This window comes from Shinella sp. G-2, from assembly GCF_050172695.1.
In the GTDB taxonomy this organism is placed as follows: Bacteria; Pseudomonadota; Alphaproteobacteria; order Rhizobiales; family Rhizobiaceae; genus Shinella.
In genome coordinates this window covers 61383-73978 of sequence record NZ_JBBEYH010000019.1, presented here as the reverse complement: position 1 = coordinate 73978, position 12596 = coordinate 61383, and the positions used below count along the sequence as shown (strand labels likewise).

Genomic DNA, 12596 nt, shown 5'->3' with positions numbered 1-12596 from the left:
TTTCCTGCATTCAGCAATTCTCCAGACAACGGCCGTAGCCGATGAGATAGGGATCGGCCTTCACGCTCGCCTGCGACTGGAAGACGATGTCGAACTGGCCCTGCCGGTTCGCCCGGCCGATGCGCGTCCAGACATCCGCATGGCCCCAGACGGGGTTGATCGACACACTCCCCTGCGGCGCCTCGAATTCCGCCCCCATGACGAAGGTGCGCAATTGCTTGGTGTCGAGGGAATTGGTCTCCTCCAGCGTGCGGGCGAAGAGATTGACCTGAAAATACGAGGCTTCGAGGCACATGTTGGTCGGCTCGTCGCCGCCATAGCGCTTCTGGTAGTGGCTGACGAAGCTGTTGTTGCTCGCCGTCTCCACACCCTGGAAATAGGATGCCGCCGTATAGTGCCCCTCCCCGACATCGTAGCCCATGGCGCGGATTTCCGCCTCGGTCGTGGTGAGGCTGGCAATGGGCACGGTCTTCGGATTGAGGCCGAGATCGTGATAAGCCTGATAGAGGAAGGTGGTGGATTCGCCGACGACGGTGGAGAAGATCACGTCCGGCTGCGCCTGCTTGATCTCGCGCACCAGCGGCATGAACTCGCTGCGGTCGGCCTCGAGGCGCAGATACCGTTCCCCGACGATCGTCCCGCCATTGTTGCGCACCAGTTCCCGCATCACCCGATTGGATTCGCGCGGATAGACGTAGTCCGAGCCGACGAAGAAGAAGCGGTTGCCGAACTGGCTCATCAGCGCCCGGCAGAGCTGCACGGAATTCTGGTTCGGCGTCGCGCCGGTATAGATGACGTTCGGCGAGAACTCGAAGCCCTCGTAAAGTGTCGGATACCAGAGCAGGCCATCCAGCCGCTCGACGACCGGTAGGACCGCCTTGCGGCTGGAGGAGGTGTAGCAGCCGAAGATCGTGCTGACGCCGTCCTCGACCATCAGGCGCTTGGCATATTGCCCGTAGGAGCGGATTTCCGAGCCCGGATCGTAGACGATCGGCTCGATGGGGCGCCCGTTGACGCCGCCCCGGTCATTGATCTCGTCGATGGCGATCAGCGTGCCACGCAACTGCGTTTCCTCGATGACCGACATGAATCCGGTCTTCGAGAAGAGAACCCCGACGCGCCATGGCGCGGAGGTCCGCTGATTTCGGTTGAGAGTTCCCATTGTTTCGGTTCATCCCTTAATTTGATCCCCTTTTTTTGATCGGCCACCGCTGGTGAGGTCTTGCGCCCCATCGCTTCCGCTTGCCGAGATGCCGCCTGTCCGGTCCGCTGGGCGCGCCTGTTTTCTTTCTCCCGCCAGAAAACAAAAAACCTCCCAGCCTCGGAACGATGCGAGGCACAGGAGGCGACATTGCGCTCAGAAGTATGGCGGCATCCTTGCCGCCCGTCACCAGATTGACGTTCCGTTACGATAGGATCGAGAAATGCGGAATGTCAACATGCGGTTCTTCGAGCCCTGATGCCGCCGCCCTATTGCCTGCCTGCCCGCTGCACCCCGTCGAAAACCGCCGCGGCCGAGGCCCGCCCCCCTTCCCGCGATCTGCCGACCACGCCCCTGTCCGGGGTCGCAGGAAAGAAATTACACCACATTCACATTCAAGTCACTTGAACAGAAGTGCGATTGTGTTTACAAAAAGGCATGGGAGCAAGCGGAACCAAAGAAATCCGCCTTCCAGGAGGGGCATCCATTTCATCGACAGTTTCCGGCTGATGGCCGGCGCCCCTTTGCGTGCCTTTTCGCCAACCAGAGGGAACCTAACCGTGACGATCAACCGACGTGAATTCATGAAGGCGAGCGCCCTCGGCGTCGCCGCGCTCTCGCTACCGAGCCTTGCCAGCCGGGCCCTGGCCGCATCCGGTCCGCTCATCTTCGCAGCCGCCGGCACCGTGACCAGCAGCTGGGACCCGACCTCGCACACCGTCGCCCCGCAGATCACCGCCGAGGGCTTTCTCTTCGGCCATCTCACCAAATGCCCGATGAGCGAGGCCAATCCGGGCGAAATCCTGCCGGACCTTGCGACCGAATGGTCCGTGATCGACGAGCACACGCTGGAATACAAGCTGCGCCAGGGCGTGACCTTCCATGACGGCAAGCCCTTCACTGCGGCCGACGTGAAGGCGACCTACGAATATGCCTCCAACCCCGACCGCCCGGCCTCGGCCTGGTATCCGGGCCGCGTCGATGTCGAGGTCGTCGACGATTTCACGGTGCGGCTGAGCACCAGGCAATACGGCTATCCGGCGCTGAACTTCTGGTACGTCTCGAGCTTCCTGCCGATCCTCTCGGCCGCCGACGTCGCCAATCCGGAGACGCTGAAGCAGCGCCCGAACGGCACCGGCCCGTTCAAATATGTCGAGACCACCGGCGACCAGATCAAGTTCGCCGCCTTCGACAAGTTCCACGAGGGCAAGCCCTCCATCGAGGAGATCGTCTGGGCCTATGTTCCGGATGCGAACACGCGCGTGCTCGGGCTTCTCAACGGTCAGTACCACCTCACCGAACGTCTGGAGCCAGAGCAGTATCTCTCCCTTCAGAAGGAAGCGAACCTCAAGACGGACCGGTCGCTGTCCAGCGAGAACAAGTACCTGCACTTCCGCTGCAACAAGCCGCCCTTCGACGATCCGCGCATCCGGCTGGCGGTCTGCCATGCCATCGACCGCTCGCAGGTCCTTGCCGTGGTCGGCGAGGCCGGGCAGGCCTCGAACTGCCATGTCTCCCCGGTAAAGTTCGGCTTCACCGACGTGAAGGATTATCCGGAATACGACCCGGAAAAGACGCAGGCCCTGCTTGCCCAGGCCGGCTTCCCCAATGGCCAGGGCCTGCCGGAAATCGAATACATCACCTCGGTCGGCTTCTATCCGAAGACGCGCGAATATGGCGAACTCATCACCGCCATGCTGCAGGAACAGGGTTTCCCGGTGAAGCTCACCACTCTCGAGCCCGCCGCCTGGGAAGAGCAGCTCTATCGCCGCGCCGACGGCCAGGGCCCCGGCCATATCATCGATGTCGGCTGGATCACCGGCTCGCCGGAACCCGATCTCGTGCTGCGGCCGAACTACCATTCCAAGTTCGCGCTCATCAACGGGGTCAGCGATGCCGAGATCGACGCCTCCCTCGACAAGGAGCGCGGCGCCACCTCCACGGAGGAGCGCCTGAAGATCCTGCAGGAGGAGACCCTGCCGCTCATCGCCGGCAAGGCGCCGAGCATCTCGCTCTTCTCCTCGGTCTTCCTGCGCGCCATGAGCGCCAAGCTCGACGGCGTCAAGTTCTACCCGAACGGCCCCATCGATCTGTCCAAGGCGACGCTGTCCTGACCGCCAGCGGGCGATGCGCCGGCACCGCATCGCCCGCTCTTCTTTCCGTATCGCCGGATGATCCATTATGGCTTTTGCCCTGGAATTCTTCTTGCGGCGCATCAGTCAGGGCGTTCTCATCGTCCTGGCTGTCGCCTTCGTCATCTTCACGCTGCTGCGCATTGCGCCGGGCGACCCGATCCGCATCATCCTCGGCCCGATGGCAACGCCGAGCGCCATGGAGGAAACGGCCGAGCGCCTCGGGCTGCGCGACCCCATCCCCGTGCAGTTCCTGCGCTATCTCGGCGATATCGCCAAGGGCGACTTCGGCAATTCCTTCATCCGCGGCAAGCAGGGCGGCACCACGGGCGGCTCCCAGGATGCCGCCGGCTCGCCACCGGTCGAGCGCGCCGCCGTCATCGAACTGATCGGCAAGGCGCTGCCCTATACGCTGCTGCTCGCCGCCTGCGGCTTCCTGCTCGCCTGTCTCGTCTCGATCCCGCTCGGCATCCTCGCCGGTGTGCGGAACAGGGGCTGGCCGCAGAAGGTTGCGCTCTACCTTTCCTCCTTCCTCGTCTCGCTGCCCAATGTCTGGGTCGGCATCGTGCTGATCTACCTGCTGTCGGCCCGCACCGGCTGGCTGCCCGCCATCGGCTACCAGCACATCGGCTATGTCATCATCCCCGCCATCGTCGTCGCGGTGGAGCTTGCGCCGGTGATGATCCGCTCGATCTCGGTCGCCGTCGCGACGAACGTGCAGGACCCGTTCTACGAGATCGGGCAGGTGCGCGGCCTCAGCGCGCGGGCCATGCTGTTCCGCCATGTGCTGCGCAATGCGGCCGTGCCGCTGCTCAACAGCTTCGGCGCGCAGATGATCGGCATGCTGCTCGGCGGGCTCTTCGTCGTCGAATACATCTTCAGCTTCCCCGGCATCGGGCTTCTGACGATCAATGCGGTCTTCCAGCGCGATTTCCCGATCATCCAGACGGTCGCGATCTTCGCCAGCACCGTGCTCGTCTTCATCAACATCGCCGTCGACTTCGCCTCGACGACGATCGACCGACGCCTGAAGTTCTGAGGGGTACCATGGCCATCGCATCCTCCACCCCACAATCTTCCCACACGCCCGCCCGTGGCCAGAGCGTCAATGCCCGCATCCTGCGGCATGCCTGGCGCTCGCCCGAAATGAAGGTGGCAAGCGCCGTCTTCCTCGCGCTCTGCCTGCTGACGCTGTTCGGTCCCTTCATCATCGACGCCTCGGCGACGAAGATCTCGGTCGCCGACAAGTTCCTGCCGCCCGTGTTCATGGAGGGCGGCAAGCTTCCCTATTTCCTCGGCACGGATCAGCTCGGCCGCGACCTCCTGCTGCGCTCGCTGATCGGCCTGCGCAACGCCTTCCTGATCGGCGTCGTCAGCGTCGTGCTGATGTTCGTGCTCGGCTGCGCCATCGGCATCTTTTCCGGCTATCGCGGTGGCTGGACGGATGTCGTCCTGATGCGCATCACCGATATCCAGATGTCCATCCCGGTCATCATCCTCGCCATCACCATTCTCGGCATGTCGCGCCCGAACCCCTTCACCATCGTCTCGGTGCTCGTGCTCTCCGGCTGGCCGATCTATGCCCGCGTTGCGCGCAGCGTGACGCTCGCCGAGCGCCAGAAGGAATATGTGCGCGCCGCCCGCATCATCGGCGCCTCGGACCTGCGCATCATGGTCCGGCATATCGCGCCCTCCATCCTGCCGCCCATCGCCTTCGTCGCGGTGCTCGACGTCGCGCGCATGATGATCTTCGAGGCGATCTTCGGCTTCATCGGCATCGGCATCCAGCCACCGACGCCGACCTTCGGCACGATCATCTCGGGCGGCACGCAGTATCTCCTGAACGCCTGGTGGATCACCATCGTGCCCGGCTGCCTGCTGGCGCTTTCGCTCGGCAGCCTCAACCTCATCGGCGGCGTTCTGGAAAGAAGCCGGAACCTCATTCTGCAGGGAGCGGCATGATGGCGGCGGAACCTCTTCTCAACGTCGAAGGCCTCAGCATTTCCCTTGGCTCGGGCGCGCGAAAGCTGCTTTGCGACATCAGCTTCAAGGTCGAGCCGAAATCCGTGCTCGGTATCATCGGCGAAAGCGGCTCGGGCAAGACGCTGCTCTCCCGCGCGCTGGTCAACTGGGTGCGCCCGCCGCTTCAGGTCACCTCCGGCACGGTGACCTATCAGGGGAGAAACCTTCTTGCCCTGCCGGAAGCCGAGATGGCGCGCCTGCGCGGCCGCGAGATCGCCTATATCGGCGCCAACCCGACCACGGCGCTCGATCCGACCGTGCCGGTGGGCCACCAGATCGAGGAGAAGCTGCGCACCATCGAGCCCGGCCTTTCCCGCCAAGAGACGCGGGGGCGCGTCGTCGACCTGCTCGATGCCGTGCGCATTCCCTCGGCCCGTTCGCGCTTCGACGAATATCCCTTCCAGTTCTCCGGCGGCATGATGCAGCGGGCGATGATCGTCGATGCGCTCATCTCCAACCCGAAACTGCTGGTCGCCGACAACATCACCCAGCCGCTGGACGTAACCGTCGCCGCCCAGATCCTGCGCCTGCTGCGCGACCTGCAACGCGACTTCGGCACGTCCATCGTCTTCGTCTCCTCCTCCTTCGGCACCATCGTCGACATTGCCGACGCGGTCGTCGTTCTCGACAAGGGAGCGATCGTGGAGGCGCAGGATACCGGCCGTATCCAGAAAAACCCGGTTCATCCCTATACGAAGGAGCTGCTCGCCAAGGTGCCGCGGCTCTGGCACGACGTCGGCGCCGTGCCGAAGGTCAATGCCGAGCCCGTCGTCCTCAGCGTGCGCGACGTCGCCAAGACCTATGAGGTGAAGGACCGCGCATCGCTGTTCCGGAAGAACCGCGTGCAGGCCGTCCGGGGCGTTTCCTTCGAGGTTCGCCGCGGCGAGAGCCTCGGCCTGATCGGCGAATCCGGCTGCGGGAAATCCACCCTGTCGCGCCTGCTCTCCTCGCTCGAACCGCCAGATCACGGGGCGATCGAGGTGAACGGCGTCGATGTCGCGACCCTGCGCGGCGAAGCGCTGCTTGCCATGCGCCGCCGCTTCCAGCTCCTCCTGCAGGATCCCTACAATTCCATCCCTTCGCATGTCTCGATCGGCGCGACCATCGCCGAGCCCCTCAGCATCCACGGGCTCGCATCCGGGCGCGGCCTGCGGGAAAAGGTCTCCGCCGTGATGCAGGAGGTCGGCCTGTCGCCTGACCTCTACGACGCGCTGCCCGTCGGTCTCAGCGCCGGCCAGCGTCAGCGCGTCAACATCGCCCGCGCGATGGTTCTCGAACCGAGCGTGCTGATCCTCGACGAGACGTTGTCCGCGCTCGACCAGGTCGAGCAGGCCAAGCTGCTCGACCTCTTCGACAGCCTGCAGCGCAGGCACGGCATCACCTATCTCTACATTTCCCACGATCTTGCCATGGTGCGGCGGGCCTGCGCGCGCATTGCGGTCATGTATCTCGGCAAGATCGTCGAGATCGGCGACAACGAGACGATCTTCGACACGCCCGCCCACCCCTACACGCGCACGCTGCTGAGCTCGGTGAGCACGGTGGAGGCGAAACCCTTCCGGCCGCGGGACTATCTGCTCGAAGGCGAGCCGCCGGACCCGATCCACATTCCCGAGGGTTGCTCCTTCCGCAGCCGCTGCCCCTTCGTCGTCGACGCCTGCCGGAGCAGCGAACCGGCACTTTCCGGCAAGGGCGGCGGAAGCGCGGCCGCCTGTCACCTCGGCCTCGACCGCCTGCCGCCGCCCTCGGTCCTGACGGCGGCCGGCGCCGGGTCCGACCTGAAACGAACGGACAACCTATGACATTCTCCCACAAGCAGGCGTCGGACTTCTTCGATGAACGCGCCTCGACCTATCGCGCCTGGCGGCATCACCTGCACCAGAACCCGGAAATCGCCTTCGAGGAGCGCGACACGGCCGCCTTTCTCGCGGCCCGTCTCGGCGAGATGGGCCTCAAGGTACGGCAAGGCCTTGCCGGGACAGGACTGGTCGCAAGTCTCGAAGGAAAACAGGCCGGACCGCGCATCGGTTTTCGCGCCGACATGGACGCCCTGCCGCTCACCGAGCAATCGTCCCTGTCTTATCGCTCCGCCCGCCCCGGCGCGACCCATGCCTGCGGGCATGACGGGCACATGACCATGCTGCTGGCGGCTGCCGACTACCTCTCGGGACAGGAGGATGTCCCCGGCACCCTGCACTTCATCTTTCAGCCCGCCGAGGAGGCGGCCGGCGGCGGCCGGGTCATGGTCGAGGACGGTCTGTTCGACCATGCGCCCTGCGACCTCGTCTTCGGCCTGCACAACTGGCCCTCCCTCGAAACCGGCCGGATCGCGGTGCGGCCGGGGCCGATGATGGCGGCCATGGATCTCTTCCGCATCACGGTGAGCGGCGACGGGGTGCACGCCGCCCTGCCGCATCTCGGCACCGACACGATCGTGGCCGCGGGTGCGCTGACGCAGGCGCTGCAAGCCATCGTCAGCCGCGCCATCGATCCGCACCAGCAGCTCGTGCTCTCGATCACCCAGATTCACGGCGGCCATTCCCTGAATGCCCTGCCCGACAGCGTGGAGCTGCGCGGAACCCTGCGCTACTTCGATGAGGGCGTCGCATCCACAGCGCACCGGCGCATGCACGAGATGGCGGAGGGCGTCGCGCGCACCCACGCGGTCAAGATCGGCCTCGACATTCAGTCGCAATATCCGGTGACGACGAACGACCCCGATGCCGCCGGCATCATGCTGCGCGCCGCCGAGCTTTCGCCGACCGGCGGGGCAGCGATCACGCAGTTCACCCCGAGCATGGCGTCGGAAGATTTCGCCTTCATGCTTGCCGCGTGCAGGGGCGCCTATGCCTGGATCGGCAACGGCCGCCCGACGGCGCTGCACAGCCCGGAATTCGACTTCAACGACGAGATCCTGCCGCTCGGTGCGCACTATTGGGTCGCACTTGCGCAGGCCTGCCAATCCCGAACCGTATAACGAACTGACCAGAGGAGAGTGACATGAGACTTGCGGGCAAGAAGGCCTTGATGATCGGCGCGGCCACCGGCATCGGCAGAGCCGCCGCCATCCAGTTCGCCGACAACGGAGCGGACCTCGTCATCGCCGATATCAACCTGCCGGCCGCCGAAGAAACGGCCGCAAGCCGCGCCAGAACCGGCCGCCACGCGTCGGCCATCGCCTGCGACGTCTGCCAGGAGGCGAGCGTGCGTGATGCCGTCGCCGCCGCGGAAAGCCGGATGGGCGGGATCGATACGCTCGTCTTCTTCGCCGGGCTGCAGAGGCTCGGCCATGCCGAACAGTTCTCCGGCGACGACTGGGACGCCGTCTTCGACGTCAATGCCCGTGGCACCTTCTTCGCGACGAAACATGCCGCGCCCGTCATCCGCAAGGCCGGCGGCGGCAGCATCACCACCACGTCCTCGCTGGCGGGCCTTCGCGGCGCGCCGGGCATGACGGGCTATGCCGCCGCCAAGGGCGCGGTCATCGCCTATACCGTCGCGCTCGCCCAGGAGCTTGCGCCCGACAATATCCGCGTGAACTCCGTCCTGCCCGGCTGGATCGATACGCCCTTCAACAACCCGGCCATCGCCCTCATGGGCGGCGCCACGGCGCATGGCGAGGTCGTCAAGCGCATCGTGCCGCTCGGCCGGCAGGGCACGCCGGACGAAGTGGCGCCGATTTATGTCTTTCTGGCCTCGGAGGAATCCCGCTATATCACTGCAAAGCAGATGATGGTCGATGGCGGCATGGCCCATTGAATTTCGACGACAAGCAGCCCCGGCACGATCAAGAAGGAACCGGAATGAAGCGGGAGAAGCGTCAGGACGCCGAGCGGGACAGCCTCAGCGACACCAAGAAGAGCCTCGGCGTCCGGTTGCGGCTCGCGCGGCAGATGAAAGGGCTGACGCTGAAGGAACTTGCCGAAAGCAGTGGCTGCTCGGAAAGCCTTCTGTCGAAGGTGGAAAACGGCAAGGTGCTGCCCTCGCTTCCGATGATCCACCGCGTCGTGCAGGTGCTCGAAACCAATATCAGCTGGCTCTTCGACGAGCCGGCTGACGACGAATCCGTCATATTCCGCAAGGGCACGCGCCCCTTCATCACCCTCGATAAGCACAAGGGAACCTCGCGCGGCCTGATGCTCGAGCGCATCATCCCCTACAAGGACGGCCATCTGCTCCAGTGCAACATCCATCACCTGGAGCTGGGCGGGCAGAGCGGGGAAACCATCACGCATGAGGGCGAGGAGGTCGGCTACGTCCTCACCGGCACCGTGGAACTCACCCTCAACGGCGATGCCTTCCGTTTGGAGACCGGCGACGGCTTCTGCTTCCGCTCCAATATTCCGCACTCCTATCGCAATATCGGCGACGATGCGGCCAGCATCCTCTGGGTCTGCACGCCGCCCACGTTCTGAGCCGGGTGCCGTCCCGGCGCGGCTTTACGGCCGGCCATCATTCCGGGCCGTTGAGAAGACGCGGCGCGTTTGCCCGCGCCTTGCCCACGGCCCTGTGCTATCAGCGGGCTCGACGATTCTGAGTGTGGACGCCATGAGCCCCAAGACCCGCGGTTATCTCTTCGCCTTCCTGGCCATCTGCATTTTTGCCGGCCAGGATGCGATCACCAAATATCTCGGCGATCGTTATCCCGCGCTGTTCATAACGATGATCCGCTTCTGGGCCTTCGCGCTTTTCGTCTGCGGCTTTGCCGCGTCGTCGCCGGGTGGCATGCGCCAGGCCGTGCGCACGGGGCGCCCATGGTTGCAGATCGCGAGAGGCCTGCTGCTCGTCGCGGAAATCGTGCTCATCGTGTTTTCCTATGTGCATGCCGGTCTCGCCATGAGCCAGTCGATCTTTCAGGCAACGCCGCTGATCATCACGATCCTCTCGATCCCGCTGCTCGGCGAGGCGGTCGGATGGCGGCGCGGAACCGCCGTGCTGGTGGGCCTGCTCGGCGTTCTCGTGATCATCAATCCCGTGGATGTGCATTTCGATCTGTCGCTGCTTCTCCCCCTCGGGGCGTCGGTGCTCTTTGCGCTTTACAGCATCGCCACCCGCGCCGTGAGCCGCGAGGATTCGGCCGTGACCAGCCTCTTCTACGCCGGCATGGCCGGAGCCGTGGCGATCTCGCTGATCGGTCCGTTCTACTGGACGGCGGTCGAACCGTCCGACTGGTTCGCCCTTGCCGCACTCTGCGTCTGCGGCACCCTCAGCCACTATTTCCTGATCCGCGCCTATGGTCTGCTGCCGGCGGCCGAAGTCCAGCCCGTCACCTATTTTCAGCTCGTTCTCAACGTCATCCTCGCCGTCTGGCTGTTCGGCGAGATCGTCACGCTCAACATGATCGCCGGCGCCGTCATCGTCGTTGGCGCCGGTCTCTTCACCATCTGGCGCGAGCATCAGCTGACGAAGCGGGCGTCCTCCGCCTGACGGCGCGGGCACGGCACTAGCCTTAAAAAATTTCTCGCCAGCGGGATTATTGGCGGCCGCGCGGTGTTCTTCAGGGTTACGGACGGGCGACCGGCCGTTCACACCAGCAACGAAGAGGATTTCAGCATGCGCTCTCTCCTACTGGCCGCCGCCGTGATGGCGGTTACCGTGCCCCTCGCCCATGCGGACGACTATGCCGGCGGCGCCATCAAGTCCATGGATACGGCCAAGGGCGAGGTTCTCACCGACGCCAAGGGCATGACGCTTTACATCTTCGACAAGGATGCGAAGGACACGTCCAACTGCTACGATGCCTGCGCCCAGAAGTGGCCGCCCCTGATGGCGGCGGCGGATGCTGCCGCGGACGGCAAATATACGCTGGTCGCCCGTAAGGACGGCAGCAAGCAGTGGGCCTATGACGGCAAGCCGCTCTATCTGTGGCAGAACGACAAGAAATCCGGCGATGTCACCGGGGACGGGATGGGCGGTGTCTGGCACGTCGCCAAAGAGTAGCCGATGTCGCAGCTCATGGACGAGATCGAGGAATGCGTGCCGGCGTTGCGGCGCTACGCCCGCGCACTGACGCACGACCCTGACAAGGCCGACGATCTCGTCCAGGACTGCCTGGAACGGGCGATCCGCAAGCGCGGCCTCTGGCGCCCTTCGGGTTCCGTCCGCTCCTGGGTGTTCCGCATCCTGCTCAATGTCTATCGCAACGATCTTCGCCAGTTGCGCCGCTCGCCGGCGCCCGTTTCACTCGAAACCCTGCCGGGCAGCGACCCGGCCGGGCCCGATGTGCAGCCGGGCCGGCTGGCGCTCGCCGAGACGGCACGGGCGATGCAGGCGCTGCCGCTCGAGCACCGCGAGGTCCTGCTGCTCGTCGCCGTCGAGGAGATGAGCTATGCCGAAGCGGCAACCGTGCTTTCCATTCCCGTCGGCACCCTCATGTCGCGACTGGCCCGCGCCCGCGCCACGCTGCGGGAAGCGATGCAGGCGGGCGCGCCGAAACTGAGATCTGTGAAATGAGCCCCGATCAACGCAAGTCCATCGAGTCCGATCTTCACGCCTATGCCGACGGCATGCTCGACGGGCCGGCGCGCGCGGCGGTCGAAGCCTATCTCGCCGACAATCCGGCCATCGCCGAAGAGGTGGAAGGCTGGAAGCGGCAGAGCGAAACGTTGCGGGCGCTCTATGGCCCCGCCGCCAGCGAACCGGTGCCCTCCCGTCTCGACATCCGCCGCATCGAAAGGGAGAGCCGGAGCCCGGTGCTCCACTGGGGCCGGATGGCGGCGGCGGCCGTTCTCCTGCTTGCCGTCGGCGGCGCCGCTGGCTGGTACGGGCGCGGCACGTTCGCACCGGCAGAACCGATCCAGATCGCCCTTGCCGACGAGGCGATGAAGGCCCATCAGGTCTATTCCGGCGAAGTCCTGCATCCGGTGGAAGTCTGGGCCGGGGAGAAGGACCACCTCAAGACATGGCTTTCCAAGCGTCTCGCCCGCTCGCTGACCATTCCCGATCTCACCACCAGCGGACTGACGCTCATCGGCGGGCGGCTGCTGCCGGCGGCGAACGGCCCGGCGGCGCAGGTCATGTACGAGGACGAGACCGGTCGCCGGGTGACGCTCTACATCACGCCGGTGAAAGACGGTCGCGAAACCTCCTTCCGCTATGCCACGCTCGATCCGCTCGAAGCCTTCGTCTGGGGCGACGAGGTGATCAGTTGCGCGCTCGTGGGGGATCTGCCGCGGGAACGGCTGCTGGAGATCGCGACCCTCGCCTACAAGCAGCTCGAAGCGGGCGAAGCCTGAAAAGGC

Annotated in this window: 12 protein-coding genes; 11 read left to right on the top strand and 1 reads right to left on the bottom strand. The window is 65.1% G+C overall.

The window, feature by feature from the left end; all coding sequences use genetic code 11:
- Positions 1-10: 10 nt before the first annotated feature.
- Positions 11-1162, bottom strand: a complete 1152-nt coding sequence (locus V8U06_RS21950; protein WP_427142513.1) for a transporter substrate-binding domain-containing protein — start codon at positions 1160-1162, stop codon at positions 11-13.
- A 599-nt stretch (positions 1163-1761) separates the two neighbouring features.
- On the opposite strand from V8U06_RS21950, the gene V8U06_RS21945 reads away from it, so the two are divergent.
- The 11 genes from V8U06_RS21945 to V8U06_RS21895 all read left to right on the top strand — a co-directional run bounded on the left by V8U06_RS21945 (position 1762) and on the right by V8U06_RS21895 (position 12590).
- A complete protein-coding gene (locus tag V8U06_RS21945; RefSeq protein ID WP_427142512.1) occupies positions 1762-3315 on the top strand; it encodes an ABC transporter substrate-binding protein in 1554 nt (517 codons plus the stop codon).
- Positions 3316-3382: 67 nt separating this feature from the next.
- Entirely contained in the window at positions 3383-4372 is a 990-nt protein-coding gene (locus V8U06_RS21940) for an ABC transporter permease (protein ID WP_427142511.1), read from the top strand.
- Between the two features lie 8 nt (positions 4373-4380).
- Positions 4381-5295 carry an ABC transporter permease gene (locus V8U06_RS21935; protein WP_427142510.1) on the top strand — a complete coding sequence of 305 codons (915 nt, stop codon included), beginning with the start codon at positions 4381-4383 and terminating at the stop codon, positions 5293-5295.
- A complete protein-coding gene (locus V8U06_RS21930) occupies positions 5295-7157 on the top strand; it encodes a dipeptide ABC transporter ATP-binding protein (RefSeq protein WP_427142509.1) in 1863 nt (620 codons plus the stop codon). Before V8U06_RS21935 ends, V8U06_RS21930 begins: the two co-directional genes overlap by 1 nt.
- Positions 7154-8332: an amidohydrolase gene (locus V8U06_RS21925; protein ID WP_427142508.1), complete on the top strand. Its 1179-nt coding sequence runs from the start codon at positions 7154-7156 to the stop codon at positions 8330-8332. The genes V8U06_RS21930 and V8U06_RS21925 overlap by 4 nt, the downstream gene beginning before the upstream one ends.
- Before the next feature lie 23 nt (positions 8333-8355).
- Positions 8356-9114 (top strand): SDR family NAD(P)-dependent oxidoreductase, encoded by a 759-nt coding sequence (locus tag V8U06_RS21920; RefSeq protein WP_427142507.1) that lies wholly within the window; start codon positions 8356-8358, stop codon positions 9112-9114.
- Positions 9115-9158: 44 nt separating this feature from the next.
- The gene (locus tag V8U06_RS21915) at positions 9159-9770 is read left to right on the top strand and encodes a cupin domain-containing protein (protein WP_427142506.1); all 612 of its coding nucleotides are present in this window, start codon (positions 9159-9161) and stop codon (positions 9768-9770) included.
- Positions 9771-9903: 133 nt separating this feature from the next.
- Entirely contained in the window at positions 9904-10782 is an 879-nt protein-coding gene (locus tag V8U06_RS21910) for a DMT family transporter (protein ID WP_427142505.1), read from the top strand.
- A 126-nt stretch (positions 10783-10908) separates the two neighbouring features.
- Entirely contained in the window at positions 10909-11295 is a 387-nt protein-coding gene (locus tag V8U06_RS21905; protein ID WP_371826666.1) for a COG4315 family predicted lipoprotein, read from the top strand.
- A 3-nt stretch (positions 11296-11298) separates the two neighbouring features.
- Complete coding sequence (locus V8U06_RS21900; RefSeq protein WP_427142504.1) at positions 11299-11808, top strand: sigma-70 family RNA polymerase sigma factor; 510 nt, start codon at positions 11299-11301, stop codon at positions 11806-11808.
- The gene (locus V8U06_RS21895) at positions 11805-12590 is read left to right on the top strand and encodes an anti-sigma factor family protein (RefSeq protein ID WP_427142503.1); all 786 of its coding nucleotides are present in this window, start codon (positions 11805-11807) and stop codon (positions 12588-12590) included. Before V8U06_RS21900 ends, V8U06_RS21895 begins: the two co-directional genes overlap by 4 nt.
- The last annotated feature ends 6 nt before the right edge of the window (positions 12591-12596 follow it).